This window comes from Cupriavidus sp. UYPR2.512 (genome assembly GCF_000379565.1).
Lineage (GTDB): Bacteria > Pseudomonadota > Gammaproteobacteria > Burkholderiales > Burkholderiaceae > Cupriavidus.
This window is the reverse complement of sequence record NZ_KB902965.1, coordinates 13883-31629: the sequence shown is the minus strand read 5'-3', so window position 1 is coordinate 31629 and position 17747 is coordinate 13883. Positions and strand designations below refer to the sequence as shown.

The following is a 17747-nucleotide window of genomic DNA, read 5'->3' as shown; positions in this document are numbered from 1 at the left end:
GCATCCTGCATGGACGCGGCGCGCGGCCGGGTGTAGCATCAATTCCTTAACAAGTTAGTGATAATCGCCCCATGTCCGCCCAAGCCGCTTCCTCCCGCCAGCCCGTCACCGAAACCGCCGCGCGCGGCAGCGCGCTTGAATGGACCCAGCGGCTGGTCGCGTACGACACCACCAGCCGCCACTCCAACCTGGGCCTGATCGAGTCGGTGCGCGACCATTTCCTGGCCAAGGGGCTGAAGCCGCATCTGAGCTACAACCCGCAGCAGGACAAAGCCAACCTGTTCGTCACCGTGCCTGCCGCCGACGGCAACACCAACGGCGGCATCGTGCTCTCCGGCCATACCGACGTGGTGCCGGTGGACGGCCAGGACTGGACCACTGACCCGTTCAAGCCGGTGGTGCGCGACGGCAAGCTCTACGGCCGCGGCACCTGCGACATGAAAGGGTTTATCGGCACCAGCCTGTCGCTGCTGCCGGCCATCCTGCAGGCCAGGCTGCGCGAGCCGGTGCACTACGCGCTGTCCTTCGACGAAGAGATCGGCTGCATGGGCGCGCCCTACCTGCTGGCCGAACTGCGCGACCGCGGCGTGACGCCCGGCGGCTGCATCGTCGGCGAGCCCACCAGCATGCGCGTGATCGTCGCGCACAAGGGCATCAACGCCTACCGCTGCTGCGTCAGGGGCCAGGCCGCGCACTCGTCGCTGACGCCGCGCGGTGTCAATGCGATCGAATACGCCGCGCGCCTGATCTGTTTCATCCGCGACATCGCCGATGAATTCAAGGCCAACGGCCCCTACGACCAGGCCTTCGACGTGCCCTACACCACCGCGCAGACCGGCACCATCCAGGGTGGCATCGCGCTGAACACCATCCCGGCGCTGTGCGAGTTCGTGTTCGAATTCCGCAACCTGCCCGGCGTGGATCCCGAAGCCATCTACGCGCGCATCCAGGCTTACGCCAATGACGTACTGCTGCCGAAGATGCGCGCCGAGCATGCCGACGCCGGCCTGACGCTGAGCAAGATCGCCGCTGCGCCATCGCTGGACGTGGCCGAGCAGGAAGCCATCACGCAACTGGTGCGCGCGCTGACCGCCGACCGCGACACCAACAAGGTCGCCTATGGTACCGAGGCCGGCCTGTTCCAGCGCGCCGGCATTCCGGCCGTGGTGTGCGGGCCTGGCGATATCCAGCAGGCGCACAAGCCGGATGAGTTTGTCGCGCTGGAGCAGCTGGCTGCTTGCGAGGCCTTTCTGCACAAGGTGGTCGACAGCCTGCGCGTGGCGGACTGACATCCCCCCTGCCGCGTTGAGTGCCCGGCCAGGACACACAGCGCGGCACCCTTCTGGCCGCCCCATCCGCAGCGGCCGCAGCACTGCCTGCATCACACCAACAACAACGAAGGAGACCTTGCATGGCTGTCCGTGATTCCGCATCCCGTTCCACCACGCGCTTCGCGCTCGCGGGCGTGGCCCTCGCCGCCGGCCTGCTCTGCAATACCGCGCAAGCGCAGGCACCGGCCGCCGCGTCTCCCACGCTTGCCGGCGCCGACGCCCTGCACGCGCAGATCGAAACCCGCGCCAAGGCGGTCGAGCAGCAGCTGATCGCATGGCGCCGCGATATCCACCAGCACCCGGAACTGGGCAACTACGAGACCCGCACGGCCAAGCTGGTGGCCGACCACCTGCGCAAGCTCGGCATGGAAGTGAAGACGGGCGTGGCCAAGACCGGCGTGGTCGGCGTGCTTAAGGGCGGCAAGCCCGGTCCGGTGGTGGCGCTGCGCGCCGACATGGACGCGCTGCCGGTCAAGGAGCGCGTGGACGTGCCGTTTGCATCGAAGGCCAAGGGCCAGTACCTGGGCAAGGAAGTGGACGTGATGCACGCCTGCGGCCATGACACCCACGTGGCGATTTTGATGGCCACCGCGGAAGTGCTGGCCGGCATGAAGGACCAGTTGCCCGGCACGGTCAAGTTCATCTTCCAGCCGGCCGAGGAAAGCCCGGCCGACTTCGAACCCAATGGCTCCAACACGTGGGGCGCCAAGCAGATGGTGTCCGAGGGCGTGCTGGACAATCCCAAGGTCGACGCGATCTTCGGCCTGCACGTGAGCAGCGGCATCGAATCCGGCAAGCTGGGCTGGCGCAGCGGCCCCTCGATGGCGGCGGCCGACCAGTTCTGGATCGACGTCAAGGGCCGCCAGACGCACGGCGCGCGGCCGTGGGGCGGGATCGACCCGATCGTGGTGGCGTCGCAGATCGTGATGGGCCTGCAGACCATCCAGAGCCGCCAGGTCAACGCCATGCTGGAACCGTCGGTGATCACCGTGGGCACCATCCACGGCGGCAACCGCATGAACATTGTGCCGGAGAAGGTCGAGATGATGGGCACCGTGCGCACCTATGACGAAGGCATGAAGAAGGACATCCATGCCCGCATGAAGCGCACTACCGAGGCCATCGCCACCAGTGCCGGCGCCGAGGCCAACTTCCGCGTGGTGGAGCTGTACAACGCCACCATCAACCAGCCGGCCCTGACCGAGAAGATGGCGCCCACGCTGCAGCGCGTAGCCGGCGCAGGCAACTGGATGATCACGCCCAAGGCGACCGCGTCCGAGGACTTCTCCTTCTACCAGGAGAAAGTGCCGGGCCTGTTCTTCAACCTCGGGGTGACGCCCAGGGGCCAGGATGTGACCAAGGCGCCTTCCAACCACTCGCCTGAGTTCTATGTGGACGAGCCGGCGCTGATCAACGGCGTGCGCGCCCTGTCCAGCCTGACCGTGGACTACATGGTGATGGCGCAGCGCTGAGCGGCTCGCCCGGGGCGCTGCGGCGGGGCTACAATAGCTGTTTTGCCGCGCGCAGCGCGGCCAGCCCCGGCCCCGCCTTGCCGCCCGCGCGGCAAGCGCCCGATCCTCATTCGTCATGCCCCTGATCCTCCAGAGCACCGCCCCGCTTTCCCCTGCTGACCTCGACACCGCCCGCACTCTGGCCCGCGCCTCTGAACTGGTGCTGCGCAGCGACACCGTGGCCGCTGCCGAGGAATGCGCGCCGCTGACGCCGGCGCTGCGCGATGCGCTGGACGATTTCTGCGGCCCGCGCGCGATCGACTGGGCGGTGGTGCCCGCGGGGCGCAAGCTGTCCGACTTCCGCCTGGTGGCGATGGACATGGACTCGACCCTGATCACGATCGAGTGCATCGACGAGATCGCAGACTTCTGCGGCCTCAAGGCCGAGGTCTCGGCCATCACCGAAGCCGCCATGCGCGGCGAGATCACCGATTTCAACGAAAGCCTGCGCCGCCGCGTGGCCCTGCTCAAGGGGCTGGACGCCAGCGTGCTGGAGCGCGTCTATGAAGAGCGCCTGCGGCTGTCGCCGGGCGCCGAGCGCATGCTGCAGACCGTGCAGGCGCTGGGCCTGCGCACGCTGCTGGTGTCGGGCGGTTTCGTCCACTTCACCGAGAAGCTCAAGGCACGGCTCAAGCTCGACGTGACCCGCGCCAATACGCTGGAGATCGTCGACGGCAAGCTGACCGGCAATGTCGTTGGCGAGATCGTCAACGCCGACGTCAAGGCCCGCACCGTGCAGGAAGTCTGCGCCCGGATCGGCGCCACGCCGGACCAGGCCATTGTCATGGGCGATGGCTCCAACGACCTGAAGATGATGGCCGTGGCCGGCCTGTCGGTGGCCTTCCGGGCCAAGCCGGTGGTGCGCGCGCAGGCCAGCGTCGCGTTCAACCACGTCGGGCTGGATGGCCTGCTGGCGCTGTTCCCGCACTGATCCCGGGCCGCGGCAAACGCGGCATCGCGCGCCGGGCGCCGGGCGCCCGGGCCGCCAGCACCAATTCGCGCTAGAGCCAGCGCAAGTCCCTCCCTTAGTGCAGATAAATCCCTGCTGAGACGCAGTGTCTACTTAGCGCTTGCTTCTTTAAATGCGAATCATTACTATTAATGTTTCGTTTATCTGACATTCCCCCATGCAAGTTCTGGCCGTCCTTCTCGGCCTGGCTGCGGCTGTGTGCCTGTACCTGGCCGCGCCCAACCAGGTCCTGCTGCCGCCCGGCAGGGTCGCGCAACCGCGTGTGCCGGGCTGGCTGGGCCTCGCCCTGGTCATCGCGAGCACCTGGCTGTGGAGCACGACCGACGGCTGGCCCGTAGCCATTGCGGCCAGTCTGGTGACCGTGCCCTGCGCGCTGTCGGTATGGCCCTTTATCGGCACCTATGCCGCGCGCAAGCGCCGGGCAGCACGGGAGCAACGGGCATGAGCGCAGACCCATCCGCGATGGGCACCAAATGGCTGGCCGGCGCGCTGCTCGGGCTGCCGCTGGCGGTGGCGCTGTGCACGCTGTCGATCCTGTGGCTGCCGGGCGGCTGGGAAACCGGCATCGTCGCGGCCGTGGTGGCCTGCCTGCCGGTGTGGGTGGCCATCATCAGCGCCAGCCTGCTGTTCCGCTCCAGCCGCACCGCCTGGCTCTGGCTGGGCGGCGCCAACCTGCTCTGCTTCGGCATGCTGTGGGCGCTGCGACTGGCCGGCCTGGCGCCGGCTGCACTGGCCGCCCTGCCCGCCTCCTGAGACCGCCATCATGAAAACCGCAACCCTGCGCCTGTACCAGACGCTGCATACCTGGGTCGGCCTGATGGCCGGCTGGGCCCTGTTTATCGCCTTCTTTGCCGGGGCGGTCACCGTGTTCCATCACGAACTGCATGTATGGCAATCGCCGTCGCGGCTCAAGGGCAGCGCGCCGGTCGAGGCCAAGGCCGACCCGGCCGCGGTCGACCGCCTCATGCAGAAGCTGGTCGCGATCCACCCCGAGGCCGCGGCGAGTTCCTATGTGATCATGCCGTCGGAGGGCGAGCCCAACATCTCGGCCTACTGGCAGGACCAGGCCGGCGAGTGGCAGATGACCACAGACGCCCGCCTGGCCGGCGATGCCGCGATGCAGCGCGACACCTCGCGCGACCATGTGACCGGCGAACTGTCGGCGTTCCTGAACAGCCTGCACTACTCGCTGGGGATCCCGGCCGGCGGCATCTACTTCATGGGTGCGATCTCGGTGCTGTACGGGCTGGCACTGGTGTCGGGCGTGCTGCTGCACCTGCCGCGGCTGAAGAAGGACCTGTTCGCGGTGCGCCCCGGGCGCAACCTGAAGCGCTTCTGGATGGACACCCACAATGTGCTGGGCCTGTTCAGCCTGCCCTTCCACCTGGTCTTTGCCGTCACCGGCGCGCTGTTCTGCCTGTCGCTGGTGCTGATGATGGTGTTCAACACGCTGACCTTCGACGGCCGCCTGTTCGAGGCGGTGCCGCGCGCCACCACCGCCGTACCGGAAGTGGCCGCGGCCGGCCGTACGGTGCCGACCATGCCCACCGCCACGCTGATGCAGATCGCGCGCGAGCATGGCGGCGAGCGTTTCACGCCCGAGTCGTTCCGCTTCCAGCGCTATGGCGACGCCAACGCCGTGGTGGAGGTGCGCGGCACCAGCACGCAGGCACTTGGCAACCTGGGCTCGGTCGGCATCCATGCCGCCAGCGGCGAGCCCAACGCGGGCCAGCTGAGCGCCAACCAGACCGCCGGCACGCGCGACGGCAACCACGGGCTTTACAGCGCACTGTACGCGCTGCATTTCGGCACCTTCGGCGAGCTGCCGGTGCGGCTGGTCTACCTGCTGGCCGGGCTGGCCGGCGCCTTCCTGTTCTATTCGGGCAACCTGCTGTGGATCGAGTCGCGGCGCAAGCTGCGCCAGGCCGAGCAGCCGCGCGTGCACCGGCTGCTGGCGCAGGGCACAGTCGGCGTGTGCATCGGCTCCTGCATCGGCGTGGCGCTGTGCTTCCCGGCGGCGCTGCTGTGGCCGGAACGCGCGGTGAGCTACACGTATTTCACGGTGTTTGGCCTGGCCTGTGCCTGGGCGCTGCTGCGCCCGCCGGTGCGCGCCGCGGTGGAACTGCTCTACGCCGCCGCGCTGGCGTCGCTGACGGTGCCGCTGGCGAACGCGGTCCTGACCGGCGACCACCTGCTGCAGAGCATCCCCAGCGGTCACTGGATCATCGCCGGCTTCGATATCGGCGCGATCGCGCTGGCCGCGGGCTTTGTCGCCCTGGCCCGCGCCACGCAGCGCCGCGCGCGCAGCGGGCCGGCGGAGTCGGTCTGGGCGATGCCACAGACAGCCCAGGCAGCCCAGGCAGCCCAAGCCGCCAGGCCCACCGCGAGCGCAAAGACGATGCCCAGCACGGATACGCCCTGAGCGCACGGCGCACGCACGCACGCACGCACGCAAAAACGGACGCAGCAGCGTCCGTTTTTGTTTCCTTGGGCGCGCCGGCCCGGCCGCTGCCCTACACTATCTCAGGCCAACAACATCGAGCCAACCGCCATGGAATCGACCTTCCACCAGTTTTCCGAACTATTCGCCCAACTCGGCCTGGCCTCCGACGAAGCCAGCATCCGCAGCTTTATCGGCACGCATGCCCCGCTGCCCGACAATGTCGAACTGGCCGAGGCACCGTTCTGGACCCCCGCCCAGGCCACGCTGCTGCGCGACGAGCTGCTGGACGACGCCGACTGGGCCGAGATCGTCGACCAGCTCAATCTCGCCCTGAGACAGCCAGCCTGAGACCGCTTACGCGGCCAGCGTAGCCTCCAGCGCCTGGCGCAGGTCGGCGATCAGGTCGCGCGTGTCTTCCAGGCCGATATAAAGCCGCACCAGTTCGCCGGTGTCCTGCCAGCCGGCCGGCGGCCAGGTGCCCGCCGGGCGCATGCCCTGCACGTGGTATGGCACGGCCAGGCTGTGGGCGCCGCCCCAGGACCAGCCGATGGCAAACAGCTGCAGCGCCTCGACCAGGGCATCGACCTGCTGGCGCGTATAGCGGGCCCGCAGGATGATGGCAAAGAGCCCGCTGGCACCGGTGAAATCGCGCCGCCAGTTGGCGTGGCCCGGGCAGTCCGGCAGCGCCGGATGCAGCACGCGCGCGACCTCGGGCCGCTGGTGCAGCCACTCCGCCACTTCGCGGGCCGCACGGTCATGCGCGGCCAGGCGCACCGGCAGGCTCGGCAGCCCGCGCAGCACCAGGTGGCAGTCATCGGCGGAAACACCCCAGCCCATCAGCATGCGGGTGCGCTTCAGGCGGTCGTGCAGCGCATCGTCGCAGGTCAGCACCGCGCCCATCAGCACGTCGCTGCCGCCGGACTGGTACTTGGTCAGCGCCTGCACCGAGATGTCGATGCCCTTGTCGAACGGGCGGAAGTAGATGCCGGCCGACCAGGTATTGTCGATCGCGGTCAGCACGCCGCGCGCCCTGGCCGCGGCGACGATGGCGTCGCTGTCGGGCACTTCCATGGTCACCGAACCGGGCGACTCCATCCAGATCAGGCGCGTATCCGGCCGGATCATCGCCGCCACCGCAGCGGCGTCCATGGGGTCGTAGTAGCGCACGGTCACGCCGAATTCGCGTGCCAGCCACTCGCCGTGGTCGCGGTTGGGGCCGTAGACGTTGTGCGGCACCAGCACGTCGTCGCCGCTCTTGAGCAACGCGAAGTAGACCAGTGAGATGGCTGCGAGTCCCGATGGCTGCAGCAGCGTGTGGCGCGCGCCCTCCAGCAGCGCCAGGTGCTGGCACAGCGCCTCGCTGGTCGGCGTGGCGTGCAGGCCATAGCGCCAGTAGGTGGTGGCACCGTCGCCATGGGCGCGCAGTTCGGCCAGGTTGCGGAACACCACGGTGGAGCCGCGGTGCGTGGCGGGAGAAAACGAGGCAAAGCCGGGCGCGATCTCCAGTTCGGGCTGGACCGCAACGGTTTGCAGGTAATGGGCGGGGGACGCGGGCTTGTCGGATGGCGAATCGGACACGGCGGTTTCCTTGCTGGCTGCTGGCCGGCCACGGCGCGCTGCCCCGGCGGTATCGCCCAGGCAGAAGCGCGGCACGGTCAGGAATGAGACTCGATGAGCCTTCGAGCTTACCAGCAAATGCCGGCCCCGCCACCGGCGATGGCAGCTGCGGGCACCAGGAAGCGGCTTACCAGCCGGAAATCGAGGACTTCGGCGGCGGCGGCGCGTAGGTGACGCCGCTGTTGGGTCGCATGTCGAACGGGGGGATCACCAGCACGCCCAGCGGGCGGATAAAGAACGGCAGCACGATGGCCGGGTTGAACGCATCGGTCCAGGTGCCGCGCACGGCGCCGCTGGCGTCGATGCTGCCTTCCCAGTTGCCGGATACGCGGGTGCCGTCATCGGACTCCTCCATCAGGAAGGCGCCGTCCTCCCACTCGCCAGCCAGCAGGCGCACACCGGTGCCACGGCCGGCGTATTCGCCGCGCACGCTGTCGCGCTCGTCAGGCTTGGGGCCCAGGCGCAGCCGCACCGGCTGGTCGCCGACCTTGCCGACGTAGACCGGCAGTGACGCATATTCCGGCCGCGGCGCCAGAGGTTTTGGCGCACCAGTGGAAAGCGAGGTGCCGCCGCGCCGGGCTTCGCCGTCGCGAATGGCCTGGTTGATGCCCAGGCCTTCCCCTCCGGCTGGCCCAGCGGTCACCGGGCCAGTCGACAGCTCGGTCGCCGGCGCTGCCTGCGCCGTGCCCGCCAGGGCGAGCACGGCGGCCAGGCCGAGCGTCCGGAGGTTCTTCGTCAGCAAAGCCAGGCGCAAGGCAAACCTCAGATACGCTCGAAGATCGCGGCAATGCCCTGCCCGCCGCCGATGCACATCGTCACCAGCGCGTAGCGGCCTTGCACACGGTTCAGCTCATGCAGCGCCTTCACCGTGATCAGCGCGCCGGTGGCGCCGATCGGGTGGCCCAGCGAGATGCCCGAGCCGTTCGGGTTGACCTTGGCCGGATCCAGGCCAAGCGCCTTGGTCACCGCGCAAGCCTGCGCGGCAAAGGCCTCGTTGGCTTCGATCACATCCAGGTCCGATACCTGCAGGCCGGCACGCTCCAGCGCGATCCTGGTCGCCGGCACCGGGCCGATGCCCATGGTCTTCGGGTCCACCCCGGCATGGCCGTACGACACCAGGCGGGCCAGCGGCTTCAGGCCGCGGCGCTCGGCCTCGGCGCGCTCCATCAGCACCACGGCGGCGGCGGCATCGTTCAGGCCCGAGGCATTGCCGGCGGTGACAGTGCCGTTTTCCTTGACGAAGACCGGTTTGAGCTTGGTCATGTCGTCGATGGTGGCGTCATGGCGCACGTGCTCATCGGTGTCGAAGGTGACGTCGCCCTTGCGGCCCTTGCTCACCACCGGGACGATCTGATCCTTGAAGTAGCCGGCCTTGATCGCGGCCGAAGCGCGGCGGTGCGATTCCAGCGCCGCCTCGTCCTGCTGCGCGCGCGAGATGTCGTATTCCTTGGCGACGTTCTCGGCGGTCACGCCCATGTGAATGCGATGGAAGGGATCGTGCAGCGCACCCAGCATCATGTCGACCAGGCCGGCATCGCCCATGCGTGCGCCCCAGCGGGCCGCGGGCGCCAGGTACGGCGCGCGGCTCATGCTTTCCGCGCCGCCGCCGATGGCCACGTCGGTATCGCCCAGCAGGATGGTCTGCGCGGCGCTGACGATGGCCTGCAGGCCCGAGCCGCACAGGCGGTTGACGGTCAGAGCGGGCGCATTGACCGACACGCCGCCGTTGACTGCCGCGACGCGGCCCAGGTACATATCGCGCGGCTCGGTCTGGATCACGTTGCCGAACACCACGTGGCCGACATCGTCGCCCGACACCTGCGCGCGCGCCAGCGCCTCGCGCACCACCAGCGCACCCAGCTCCGCCGGCGCCACATCCTTCAGGCCGCCGCCAAAGGTCCCGATCGCGGTACGGACACCGCTCACCACTACGACTTCACGCGTCATGACTTGTCTCCAGGAGGTTATGTTGCACCGCACAGTATAGCGGGGTTCCGTAGAAAACGAACGACCGTACTTTTACCTAACTATTCCCTGAGCGAACTTCGTCCGGCAGGACTACTTCAGACTTCGCCCCAGAGGTCGTGGCCGTCCGCGCCGGTGATCTTCACGTCGACGAACTCGCCTGCGCGATAGCGCTGGGAATGGCGTTCCGGCGGCGCGATATAGACCAGGCCGTCGATTTCCGGCGCATCGGCGGACGAACGGCCGATACCGCCCTCCTGGTTGACCTCGTCCACCAGCACGCGCAGGGTCTGGCCGACCTTGCGCTGCAGGCGGCGCGCGGACACTGCTTCGGCCACCTCCATGAAGCGGGCACGGCGCTCTTCGCGTACTTCGTCGGGCAGCGCACCCGGCAGGTCGTTGGCGGTGGCGCCCTCCACCGGCGAGTAGGCGAAGCAGCCCACGCGGTCCAGCTCGGCCTCGGCGATAAAGTCCAGCAGGGTCTGGAATTCCGCCTCGGTCTCGCCCGGGAAGCCGGCGATAAAGGTGCTGCGGATGGTCAGCTCAGGGCAGATCTCGCGCCAGGCGCGGATGCGGTCCATGGTCTTCTCGGCATTGGCCGGGCGCTTCATGCGCTTGAGCACGTCCGGGTGCGCGTGCTGCAGCGGCACATCGAGGTACGGCAGCACATGGCCCTGCGACATCAGCGGGATGATTTCGTCCACGTGCGGGTACGGGTAGACGTAGTGCAGGCGCACCCAGGCACCGTACTGCGCGGCCAGCTCACCCAGCGCCGCCACCAGTTCGGTCATGCGGGTCTTGAGCGGGCGGCCGTTCCAGAAGCCGGTGCGGTATTTGACGTCCACGCCATAGGCGCTGGTGTCCTGCGAGATCACCAGCAGTTCCTTGACGCCGGCCTTGAACAGGTTTTCGGCCTCCAGCATGACCTCAGCCACCGGGCGCGACACCAGGTCGCCGCGCATCGACGGGATGATGCAGAACGAGCAACGGTGGTTGCAGCCTTCGGAGATCTTCAGGTAGGCGTAGTGCTTGGGCGTCAGCTTGATGCCGGCGGCCGGCACAAGGTCAGTGAACGGGTCATGCGGCTTGGGCAGGTGCGTGTGGACCGCCTGCATCACCTCGCCCAGCGCATGCGGGCCGGTCACGGCCAGCACCTTGGGGTGCACCGACGACACAATGTCGTGGCCCGCCGCATCCTTCTTCGCGCCCAGGCAGCCGGTGACGATCACCTTGCCATTTTCGGTCAGGGCCTCGCCGATGGCGTCAAGGCTCTCCTGCACGGCCTCGTCGATAAAGCCGCAGGTATTGACCACGACCAGGTCGGCGCCGTCATAGGTGCCGCTGATGGCATAGCCCTCGGCGCGCAGCTGGGTGATGATCTGCTCGGAGTCGACCAGCGCCTTGGGGCAGCCAAGGGAAACAAATCCCACACGCGGACTATGGTCTTTTTGGGTCGTTGATTCTGAAGGGTTTTTCACGGTGCAATCCGAATGTGGGGCAGGCGCGGCGGAATATGCGGGACAAGGCCGGGAGCCGGTGAGCCAATCGCGCATTTTAACCGTTTGCCATGATTTCTCGGCGCCTGACTCCACACATGTGGCCCAGGCCGCGGCAATGCCGCGTCATTCCGGCGCGGCAGCGGCTCCTGGCAGGCCTTCCAGGACCCGCTCTATCTCCAGCGAGTCCTGCATGCGCCGGATGGCCGCATGCAGTTCGGCGGCCTGTGGCCATGTCCGCTTGAGATAGCTGAGCCAGAGTTTCACGCGCCCATGCTCATGGCAGGAGGCAATACGGGCATGCAGCTTTTTCAGGTAAGTGGCGATCTGGCGCAGCACCAGCGGCCACTCCTGGTCCGACGGCGCGCTGTCCATCAGCCCGCGAATGCGCAAGGCCAGGAAAGGGTCGGACACGGCGCCGCGCCCGATCATCACGTCGGCGCAGCCGCTGACGGCCCGGCAACGCTCCCAGTCGGCGACAGTCCAGACGTCTCCGTTGGCAATGACGGGCACGTCCACCGCAGCCGCAATGCGCGCGATCCAGTCCCAGTGGGCCGGCGGCCGGTAGCCGTGGTCCCGCGTCCGGGCATGCACGACAAGTGAAGCCGCTCCGCCCTCGGCCAGCGCCGTGGCGCAATCAATGGCCAGCGAGGTATCGGAGACGCCCAGCCGCATTTTTGCCGTCACGGCGATATGGGCCGGCACCGCCGCGCGTACGGACGCAACGATTCGGTTCAGCAGTTCCGGGTTCGTGAGCAGCATCGCGCCGCCGCCATGCCGGTTGACGACCTTGGCGGGACAGCCGAAGTTCAGGTCGATGCCATGCGGCGACAGGGTCGCGGCATAGGCCGCATTGCGTGCCAGCCATTCCGGATCGCTGCCGAGCAACTGGATCACCATCGGCGTGCCGCCGCGGGTATAGCCACCGGCGAGGATTTCGGGCGTATCCCGCTCGTAGACCCGCGCCGGAAGCAACGAACCCGTCACCCGGACAAACTCGGACACACAGCCGTCGTAGCCGCCGGTATCGGTCAGCACGTCGCGCAAGACGTAGTCGGCAAGCCCTTCCATGGGGGCCAGGAACAGCCGGCTCATGGCGAAGCCTTCACCAAAGCAGAGGGCCGGGCCTTGATGGACGGCGCCTGACAAGCACATTGAATGACGGAGGGCATCGGGATTCGCGCAGTAAAGGCGAGTCCACACTGAGCCGCCGCTGGAGAGAGTTGCGTGATTGCGTGCGCCTGGGGCAGCGCAGACCGCGCATTCTACCTGCTTTGCGTCGTCGCGGTTTTCGGGGAGGTGTGCCGGCGCCGGGCATCCGCCTGCATGGGAGCGCGGACTGAGTGCCAGCCAGCGTGCCGGATATGCGGCGGGTGCAGAGCCCGCCGCTGCCAGTGTTTTACTTCTTGTCCGGCTGGTTGAACGGGAACGTCCCGAACATATTCTTGGCCTGGCTTTGCATCTGCTCCTGCATCTGTACGAACAGGTTCTTGCTCTGCTCGATGTAGTTGCTCATCATGCCCTGCATCATCGGGCCCTGCATGTTCATGAACTGCGACCACATGTCGGGGCTGAAGGTTTCGCCGGAATACAGACCCTTGGAGTTCTCTGCCAGCTTGTTCTGGATGTCGATGAAGGCCTGGATGTTCTTTTCCAGGTAGGTGCCCATCATGCCCTGCATGGCATGGCCATAGAAGCGGATGATCTGCGACAGCATCGCGCTGGAAAACATCGGCACGCCGCCCGTTTCTTCTTCCAGAATGATCTGCAGCAGGATGCTGCGGGTCAGTTCGTCACCAGACTTGGCGTCGACAACCTTGAATTCTTCTGAATCCATGACCAGTTGCTTGACGTCGGCCAGGGTGATGTAGGTGCTGGTCTGGGTGTCGTAGAGCCTGCGGTTCGGATACTTTTTGATCAGTCGCTCTGCGCCTTTTTTGGTCGTGGCCATCGGTGCTCTGTCCTTGTGTCATCGCTGTTTGCGCGCTGCTGCACCGCACGGGGTGCAGTGCGCAAATCGGTACCGCCCGCGCCATCTGCTTGTTGTCGTGCCGGCCGTCTGGTGGCCTGTTCGCGCATGGCTGCGCGTGGCGGCCTGTAACCTCGCCCCCGCGAGGACTGCGCTGCACGAACATGGTGCTGGCTGCGCCGCTGCCCTGATTCTATGCCCAACAAGGCACTAAGAAAAGCGACGGGGCTTAAGGAAAACCCGGTGAATTGGCGCAAAAAGGGAGGAATGCCGCGCTGGCGGAAACGATTCGCGGGCCATGACGGCCCGCGAGACGGGCGGCGAAACGAAGCGTCCGCCGCCTTGTGCGCCGCGCTGGCTGCACCGCAATACGCGGGCGCCAGCGCCGGCTGCCGACTGGCTGAACCAGGCCGGCAGGTCAGCCCATATGCAGGCCGCCGTTGAGCGAGAAGTCGGCGCCGGTCGAGAAACCGGACTCCTCCGAGGACAGCCAGGCACAGATCGAGGCGATCTCTTCCGGCAGGCCCAGGCGCTTGACCGGGATCGTCGCGACGATCTTGTCGAGCACGTCCTGGCGGATCGCCTTGACCATGTCGGTGGCGATATAGCCCGGCGAAACGGTGTTGACCGTCACGCCCTTGGTCGCCACTTCCTGCGCCAGCGCCATGGTGAAGCCATGCAGGCCGGCCTTGGCGGTGGAGTAGTTGGTCTGGCCGAACTGGCCCTTCTGCCCGTTCACCGACGAGATGTTGACGATGCGGCCCCAGCCACGGTCGGCCATGCCGTCGATCACCTGCTTGGTGACGTTGAACAGCGAGGTCAGGTTGGTGTCGATCACCGCGTCCCAGTCGGCGCGGGTCATCTTGCGGAACACCACGTCGCGGGTGATGCCGGCGTTGTTGATCAGCACATCGACCTCGCCGACCTCGGCCTTGACCTTGTCGAATGCCGTCTTGGTCGAGTCCCAGTCAGCCACGTTGCCTTCAGAGGCAACGAAATCGAAGCCCAGGGCCTTCTGCTGCTCCAGCCACTTTTCGCGGCGCGGCGAGTTGGGGCCGCAGCCGGCCACCACACGATAGCCATCTTTGGCCAGCCGCTGGCAAATGGCGGTTCCGATACCACCCATGCCGCCGGTCACATACGCAATGCGCTGAGTCATGTCCACTCCTTGATTGGCTCTTCGTTATCTGCCGCCGGGCCCGTGCGAACCTGCGCGGGCCCGGTATACCTTTTGATTCTCAGTTGCGCTCGACCGCCAGCGCCACGCCCATGCCGCCGCCGATGCACAGCGAGGCCAGGCCCTTCTTGGCATCGCGGCGCTTCATCTCATGCAGCAGCGTCACCAGGATACGGCAGCCGGATGCGCCGATCGGGTGGCCGATGGCGATGGCGCCGCCATTCACGTTGACCTTGGAGGTATCCCAGCCCATCTGCTGGTGCACCGCCAGCGCCTGCGCGGCGAAGGCCTCGTTGATCTCCATCAGGTCCAGGTCCTGCGGGGTCCAGTTGGCGCGCGACAGGGCGCGCTTGGAGGCCGGCACCGGGCCCATGCCCATCACCTTGGGATCGACACCCGCATTGGCGTAGCTCTTGATCGTGGCCAGCGGGGTCAGGCCCAGCTCCTTGGCCTTGGCCGCCGACATCACCACCACGGCGGCGGCGCCGTCGTTCAGGCCCGAGGCGTTGGCCGCGGTCACCGTGCCGGCCTTGTCGAAGGCGGGCTTGAGGCCGGACATGCTGTCCAGCGTGGCGCCCTGGCGCACGAACTCGTCGGTCTTGAAGGCCACCGGGTCGCCCTTGCGCTGCGGGATCAGCACCGGGACGATCTCTTCGTCAAACTTGCCGGCCTTCTGCGCGGCTTCGGCCTTGTTCTGCGAGCCGACGGCGAACTCATCCTGCGCCTCGCGCGTGATGCCGTATTCCTTGGCCACGTTCTCGGCGGTGATGCCCATGTGGTACTGGTTGTACACGTCCCACAGGCCGTCGACGATCATGGTGTCGATCAGCTTGGCATCGCCCATGCGGAAACCGTCGCGCGAGCCCGGCAGCACGTGCGGGGCGGCGCTCATGTTCTCCTGGCCGCCGGCCACCACGATCTCGGCGTCGCCCGCCATGATCGCGTTGGCGGCCAGCATCACGGCCTTCAGGCCCGAGCCGCACACCTTGTTGATGGTCATGGCCGGCACCATCGCCGGGAGGCCGGCCTTGATGGCGGCCTGGCGTGCGGGGTTCTGGCCCGAACCGGCGGTCAGCACCTGGCCCATGATGACTTCGCTCACCTGCTCCGGCTTGACGCCGGCGCGCTCCAGCGCGGCCTTGATGACCAGGGCACCCAGTTCCGGCGCCGGGATCTTGGCCAGCGAGCCGCCAAATTTGCCTACCGCGGTGCGGGCGGCAGATACGATGACAACGTCAGTCATTGTGTAGTCCTTTCAATGGAAATGGGAGGGAACCTGCAGGCCTGCCGGCGCCGTGCATGACGCACGCCGGCCCTCATGCAAGCGTCATGCCTTGGCTTTGACGTATCGCCCAGGCGCGGGTTCGATTGCGGGATAGCGCGCATTGCCGTAGTTGGCTGGCGCGGCGCGTTTCGCGCCGGCCTGGCCTGCCAGCCATGCGGTCCAGTCCGGCCACCAGCTGCCGTGATGCTCGGTGGCGCCGGCCAGCCATTGCTGCGGCGACTGCGGCAGCGCATCATTGGTCCAGTGGCTGCGCTTGTTCTTGGCCGGCGGGTTGATGACACCGGCGATATGGCCCGATGCGCCCAGCACGAAGCGCAGCTTGTTCGCCAGCAGCGCGGTCGAGGCATAGGCCGCGGTCCACGGCACGATATGGTCTTCGCGCGAGCCATAGATATAGGTCGGCACGTCGATGCTGGCCAGGTCCACCGGCACGCCGCACACGGTCAGCTTGCCCGGCAGCTTGAGCTCGTCCTGCAGGTAGGTGTGGCGCAGGTACCAGCAATACCACGGCCCCGGCAGGTTGGTGGCGTCGCCGTTCCAGAACAGCAGGTCGAACGGCACCGGCGTGTTGCCCTTCAGGTAGTTGTCGACCACGTAGTTCCACACCAGGTCGTTCGGGCGCAGGAACGAGAAGGTATTGGCCAGCTCAAGGCCGCGCAGCAGCGCGCACGGCGCGCCGGCGCCGCCGCCAAGCGTGGCCTCGCGCAGCTGCACATGGCCCTCGTCGACAAAGACGTCGAGGATGCCGGTGTCGGCGAAGTCCAGCAGCGTGGTCAGCAGCGTGACGCTGGCCGCCGGGTGCTGGCCGCGCGCGGCCAGCACCGCCAGCGCGGTCGAGACAATGGTGCCGCCCACGCAGAAGCCCAGCACGTTGATCTTGTCCTGGCCGCTGATGTCGTGCGCAACTTCGATGGCGCGGATGGCCGCGTGCTCGATGTAGTCGTCCCAGGTGCTGCCAGCCATGCTGGCGTCCGGATTGCGCCACGACACCAGGAACACCGTATGCCCCTGCTCCACCACATGACGCACCAGCGAGCTCTCCGGCTGCAGGTCCAGGATGTAGTACTTGTTGATGCACGGCGGCACCATCAGCAGCGGGCGCGCGTGCACCTTGTCGGTCAGCGGCTTGTACTGCAATAACTGGAAGTATTCGTTCTCGAAGACCACGGCGCCTTCGCTCACCGCGACATTGCGGCCGACCTCAAACGCGCTCTCGTCGGTCTGCGAGATCTTGCCGCGCGTCAGGTCTTCCATCATGTTGCGCACGCCGGCACGCAGCGATTCGCCGCCCGACTCGATCAGCAGGCGCTGCGCCTCGGGATTGGTGGCAAGGAAGTTGGCGGGCGACATCGCATCGACCCATTGCGAGATCGCAAAGCGGATGCGCTGGCGCGTCTTGGCATCGGCCTCGACGGCATCGGCCAGCTCAGTCAAGGTGCGCGCATTGAGCAGGTAGAACGCGGCAGCGAAGCGGTATGGCAGGTTGGTGCGCCATGCGTCGCCGGCGAAGCGCCGGTCGTGCAGGGGCCCGGTGGCCTCGGCCTTGCCTTCGGCCATGGCCTGCCACAGTGCCGAGAAGTCCTTCATGTAACGCTGCTGGATATCACCCAGCTGCGCCGGAGCGATCTTGACGCCTGCCAGCGCATCCAGGCCCGGAATGCCGGACGCAGCCGCGTGGCCGTTGCCTTCAGTGCCCTGCCACTGGCGGGACCATTCCAGCCATGTGGCTGGATCGAATGGCCCCGGCGTGAGCTTGAATGGTTGGGACTTGCCTTCCTGATTGGAAGCTGCAGCACCTTTGCCGGTCGCCATGATTTGATTGTCTCTCTGCCGTCACTATTCGAACCGGCTCCGGGCATTGCCCTGGCCGGCACTTTGCATGGGGAGATGCTATCCGAATGGACCCGGCTTGCGCCTCCCCCAAAGCGGGAGGGTCTGCCGGCACATCTGCCCTGGAACTGGCTGGAAGCCTCGACTGCACCT

General features: G+C 67.2%; 16 protein-coding genes. 7 read left to right on the top strand and 9 right to left on the bottom strand.

Going from position 1 to position 17747, the window contains the following annotated elements:
• Nucleotides 1-71: 71 nt before the first annotated feature.
• The 7 genes from argE to A3A5_RS0115140 all read left to right on the top strand — a co-directional run bounded on the left by argE (nucleotide 72) and on the right by A3A5_RS0115140 (nucleotide 6603).
• Nucleotides 72-1289, top strand: a complete 1218-nt coding sequence (gene argE / locus A3A5_RS0115170; protein ID WP_018311413.1) for an acetylornithine deacetylase — start codon at nucleotides 72-74, stop codon at nucleotides 1287-1289.
• A 122-nt stretch (nucleotides 1290-1411) separates the two neighbouring features.
• Nucleotides 1412-2803 (top strand): amidohydrolase, encoded by a 1392-nt coding sequence (locus tag A3A5_RS0115165; protein WP_018311412.1) that lies wholly within the window; start codon nucleotides 1412-1414, stop codon nucleotides 2801-2803.
• A gap of 115 nt (nucleotides 2804-2918) precedes the next feature.
• Nucleotides 2919-3773: a phosphoserine phosphatase SerB gene (gene serB, locus A3A5_RS0115160; protein WP_018311411.1), complete on the top strand. Its 855-nt coding sequence runs from the start codon at nucleotides 2919-2921 to the stop codon at nucleotides 3771-3773.
• 196 nt (nucleotides 3774-3969) lie between these two features.
• Nucleotides 3970-4257 carry a hypothetical protein gene (locus A3A5_RS0115155; protein WP_018311410.1) on the top strand — a complete coding sequence of 96 codons (288 nt, stop codon included), beginning with the start codon at nucleotides 3970-3972 and terminating at the stop codon, nucleotides 4255-4257.
• A complete protein-coding gene (locus A3A5_RS0115150) occupies nucleotides 4254-4565 on the top strand; it encodes a hypothetical protein (RefSeq protein ID WP_026200801.1) in 312 nt (103 codons plus the stop codon). The genes A3A5_RS0115155 and A3A5_RS0115150 overlap by 4 nt, the downstream gene beginning before the upstream one ends.
• Before the next feature lie 10 nt (nucleotides 4566-4575).
• Entirely contained in the window at nucleotides 4576-6234 is a 1659-nt protein-coding gene (locus A3A5_RS0115145) for a PepSY domain-containing protein (protein WP_018311408.1), read from the top strand.
• 129 nt (nucleotides 6235-6363) lie between these two features.
• Nucleotides 6364-6603: a DUF2789 domain-containing protein gene (locus tag A3A5_RS0115140; protein WP_018311407.1), complete on the top strand. Its 240-nt coding sequence runs from the start codon at nucleotides 6364-6366 to the stop codon at nucleotides 6601-6603.
• Nucleotides 6604-6609: 6 nt separating this feature from the next.
• Here A3A5_RS0115140 and A3A5_RS0115135 read toward each other — a convergent pair whose 3' ends face one another.
• From A3A5_RS0115135 to phaC, 9 genes are all read right to left on the bottom strand, one after another.
• Complete coding sequence (locus A3A5_RS0115135) at nucleotides 6610-7833, bottom strand: cystathionine beta-lyase (protein ID WP_018311406.1); 1224 nt, start codon at nucleotides 7831-7833, stop codon at nucleotides 6610-6612.
• Between the two features lie 166 nt (nucleotides 7834-7999).
• Entirely contained in the window at nucleotides 8000-8626 is a 627-nt protein-coding gene (locus tag A3A5_RS0115130) for a hypothetical protein (RefSeq protein WP_018311405.1), read from the bottom strand.
• Between the two features lie 8 nt (nucleotides 8627-8634).
• Entirely contained in the window at nucleotides 8635-9819 is a 1185-nt protein-coding gene (bktB, locus tag A3A5_RS0115125; protein WP_018311404.1) for a beta-ketothiolase BktB, read from the bottom strand.
• Between the two features lie 116 nt (nucleotides 9820-9935).
• On the bottom strand, nucleotides 9936-11315 hold the full coding sequence (rimO, locus tag A3A5_RS0115120) for a 30S ribosomal protein S12 methylthiotransferase RimO (protein WP_026200800.1): 1380 nt from the start codon (nucleotides 11313-11315) through the stop codon (nucleotides 9936-9938).
• 144 nt (nucleotides 11316-11459) lie between these two features.
• A complete protein-coding gene (locus A3A5_RS0115115) occupies nucleotides 11460-12428 on the bottom strand; it encodes a tRNA-dihydrouridine synthase (protein ID WP_018311402.1) in 969 nt (322 codons plus the stop codon).
• A gap of 304 nt (nucleotides 12429-12732) precedes the next feature.
• Nucleotides 12733-13284 carry a polyhydroxyalkanoate synthesis repressor PhaR gene (phaR, locus tag A3A5_RS0115110; protein WP_010810130.1) on the bottom strand — a complete coding sequence of 184 codons (552 nt, stop codon included), beginning with the start codon at nucleotides 13282-13284 and terminating at the stop codon, nucleotides 12733-12735.
• 436 nt (nucleotides 13285-13720) lie between these two features.
• Nucleotides 13721-14461 carry a 3-ketoacyl-ACP reductase gene (locus A3A5_RS0115105; protein ID WP_018311401.1) on the bottom strand — a complete coding sequence of 247 codons (741 nt, stop codon included), beginning with the start codon at nucleotides 14459-14461 and terminating at the stop codon, nucleotides 13721-13723.
• A gap of 79 nt (nucleotides 14462-14540) precedes the next feature.
• Nucleotides 14541-15722, bottom strand: a complete 1182-nt coding sequence (locus A3A5_RS0115100; RefSeq protein WP_018311400.1) for an acetyl-CoA C-acetyltransferase — start codon at nucleotides 15720-15722, stop codon at nucleotides 14541-14543.
• Nucleotides 15723-15806: 84 nt separating this feature from the next.
• Complete coding sequence (gene phaC, locus A3A5_RS0115095; RefSeq protein WP_018311399.1) at nucleotides 15807-17576, bottom strand: class I poly(R)-hydroxyalkanoic acid synthase; 1770 nt, start codon at nucleotides 17574-17576, stop codon at nucleotides 15807-15809.
• Nucleotides 17577-17747: the final 171 nt, after the last annotated feature.

Coding starts and splice junctions, on each gene's coding strand:
- argE (WP_018311413.1), top strand. CDS start 72: ATGTCCGCCCAAGCCGCTTCCTCCCGCCAGCCCGTCACCGAAACCGCC.
- A3A5_RS0115165 (WP_018311412.1), top strand. CDS start 1,412: ATGGCTGTCCGTGATTCCGCATCCCGTTCCACCACGCGCTTCGCGCTC.
- serB (WP_018311411.1), top strand. CDS start 2,919: ATGCCCCTGATCCTCCAGAGCACCGCCCCGCTTTCCCCTGCTGACCTC.
- A3A5_RS0115155 (WP_018311410.1), top strand. CDS start 3,970: ATGCAAGTTCTGGCCGTCCTTCTCGGCCTGGCTGCGGCTGTGTGCCTG.
- A3A5_RS0115150 (WP_026200801.1), top strand. CDS start 4,254: ATGAGCGCAGACCCATCCGCGATGGGCACCAAATGGCTGGCCGGCGCG.
- A3A5_RS0115145 (WP_018311408.1), top strand. CDS start 4,576: ATGAAAACCGCAACCCTGCGCCTGTACCAGACGCTGCATACCTGGGTC.
- A3A5_RS0115140 (WP_018311407.1), top strand. CDS start 6,364: ATGGAATCGACCTTCCACCAGTTTTCCGAACTATTCGCCCAACTCGGC.
- bktB (WP_018311404.1), bottom strand. CDS start 9,819: ATGACGCGTGAAGTCGTAGTGGTGAGCGGTGTCCGTACCGCGATCGGG.
- A3A5_RS0115115 (WP_018311402.1), bottom strand. CDS start 12,428: ATGAGCCGGCTGTTCCTGGCCCCCATGGAAGGGCTTGCCGACTACGTC.
- phaR (WP_010810130.1), bottom strand. CDS start 13,284: ATGGCCACGACCAAAAAAGGCGCAGAGCGACTGATCAAAAAGTATCCG.
- A3A5_RS0115105 (WP_018311401.1), bottom strand. CDS start 14,461: ATGACTCAGCGCATTGCGTATGTGACCGGCGGCATGGGTGGTATCGGA.
- A3A5_RS0115100 (WP_018311400.1), bottom strand. CDS start 15,722: ATGACTGACGTTGTCATCGTATCTGCCGCCCGCACCGCGGTAGGCAAA.
- phaC (WP_018311399.1), bottom strand. CDS start 17,576: ATGGCGACCGGCAAAGGTGCTGCAGCTTCCAATCAGGAAGGCAAGTCC.